At 41.0% G+C, this 1,932-nt stretch carries 2 protein-coding genes; one reads left to right on the forward strand and one right to left on the reverse strand.

Annotation, left to right across the window (positions count from 1 at the left end):
* Positions 1–260 precede the first annotated feature (260 nt).
* On the forward strand, positions 261–1,298 hold the full coding sequence (pdhA, locus tag ACIR131C_RS0114225) for a pyruvate dehydrogenase (acetyl-transferring) E1 component subunit alpha (protein ID WP_028090740.1): 1,038 nt from the start codon (positions 261–263) through the stop codon (positions 1,296–1,298).
* A 117-nt stretch (positions 1,299–1,415) separates the two neighbouring features.
* Here pdhA and ACIR131C_RS0114230 read toward each other — a convergent pair whose 3' ends face one another.
* On the reverse strand, positions 1,416–1,793 hold the full coding sequence (locus ACIR131C_RS0114230; protein WP_028090741.1) for a CAP domain-containing protein: 378 nt from the start codon (positions 1,791–1,793) through the stop codon (positions 1,416–1,418).
* Between the last annotated feature and the right edge of the window lie 139 nt (positions 1,794–1,932).

The raw sequence follows: 1,932 nt of genomic DNA on the forward strand, positions 1-1,932 counted from the left end.
GGTTCCCTGTTACCTGTTACCTGTTACCTGTTAAGAGTTCCCTGACCACACAAGTAAATTCACAGAATCAAACCGGATTCCTATAGAATTAAGTTAATTGTTAATCGCTATGCAGAAAGCCAGTTATCCTGATTGTTACCCTATAAAATAGGTTTTGATCAATTAATTAATTTAATTTTGTCAACGTCGGCTAATTTATCGCTAACGTAATCAAAGACAAACTTAACTTGTTTGTTTTACAATAGGAATACTTCACAAGCATGATTCAAGAGCGCGTATTACCCACATTTAATAACGCCACAGTCCAAATTACGAAAGAAGAAGGATTGGGCTTATACGAAGATATGACATTAGGGCGTTTATTTGAAGATAAATGTGCCGAAATGTATTATAGAGGGAAAATGTTTGGTTTTGTCCACCTATACAATGGACAAGAGGCGGTTTGTAGTGGCATCATCAAAGGAGCAATGCGTCCTGGTGAAGATTTCGTTTCCAGTACCTACCGTGACCACGTTCATGCTTTAAGTGCTGGAGTGCCCGCACGAGAAGTTATGGCGGAATTATTTGGTAAAGCCACAGGTTGCAGTAAAGGGCGCGGTGGTTCTATGCATATGTTTTCTGCTGAACACCGATTATTAGGTGGTTATGCTTTCGTAGCCGAAGGTATTCCCGTGGCTGCTGGTGCGGCTTTCCAGTCCAAATACCGTCGGGAAGTTCTGGGAGACAAAACCGCAGACCAAGTAACTGCTTGCTTTTTTGGTGACGGTGCTGCTAACAATGGTCAATTTTTTGAAACCTTGAATATGGCAGCTTTATGGAAATTGCCAATTCTCTTTGTGGTAGAAAATAATAAGTGGGCAATTGGTATGGCTCACGAACGAGCAACTTCCCAACCAGAAATTTACAAGAAAGCCAGTGTGTTTAACATGGTGGGTGTGGAAGTGGACGGAATGGACGTTTTAGCAGTCCGTCAAGTTGCTCAAGAAGCCGTAGCCCGCGCTCGTGCTGGTGAAGGTCCAACTTTAATCGAAGCTATGACCTATCGCTTCCGGGGTCACTCTCTGGCGGACCCCGACGAACTCCGCAGTAAGGAAGAAAAAGAATTTTGGTTTGCTCGTGACCCCATTAAAAAGTTAGCTGGTTATTTGCTGGAACAAAATCTAGCTACGGAAGCAGAACTCAAAGATATTGAGAGGAAAATCCAGGGTATTATTGAGGAAGCTGTTAAATTTGCCCAAAGTAGCCCCGAACCTGACCCTAGCGAGTTATATCGCTTCATTTTTGCTGAAGACGAGTAAATAATTAGGGACTGGGGACTAGGGACTGGGGAAAATATCCAATACCTATGCCCTATGCCCCAGATACAGTTGACGAATTCCCTGGCGCGGATTTCTTACCAAGATTCTCAAAAATAGCTATGCACCAAAGTTTTGTGTCCAATAGAATGTATTTCCGTAAGCATATACAATCCCAACATCACGAAACTTAGGATTGAGAATATTTTTACGATGACCTGCACTATTCATCCAAGATTGCATTACCTCTTGAGCAGAGGTTTGACCATATGCAATATTCTCTCCAGCCCACCGATAATTATAGCCATATCGCGTCATCCGATCTACCATTGATGAACCATCAGAACCAGTGTGGTTTAGATAGTTATGCCTAGCCATATCGTTGGAATGGGCTTGAGCAGCCGCTATCAATTGTGAGTTAAGTCTAAGGAGTGATAATCCTGCTCTGAATCTTTCGTTATTAAGAAGATCAAAAACTCTTTGAATTTCAACATCCATTTCACTTTGTCTCCATATACAATTTGTTCTATTGTGATTCTCTCATTTCTTGCTTTCTGAATAATGAATTATAATGAATTTTTTAATCATCTTGAATTTTCTTTTTCTTTCGGCATCTTTAGGAAACTTTACTTTCTCA

The sequence above is a fragment of the Dolichospermum circinale AWQC131C genome, from assembly GCF_000426905.1.
Taxonomy (GTDB): Bacteria; Cyanobacteriota; Cyanobacteriia; order Cyanobacteriales; family Nostocaceae; genus Dolichospermum; species Dolichospermum circinale.

Coding starts and splice junctions, on each gene's coding strand:
- pdhA (WP_028090740.1), top strand. CDS start 261: ATGATTCAAGAGCGCGTATTACCCACATTTAATAACGCCACAGTCCAA.
- ACIR131C_RS0114230 (WP_028090741.1), bottom strand. CDS start 1,793: ATGGATGTTGAAATTCAAAGAGTTTTTGATCTTCTTAATAACGAAAGA.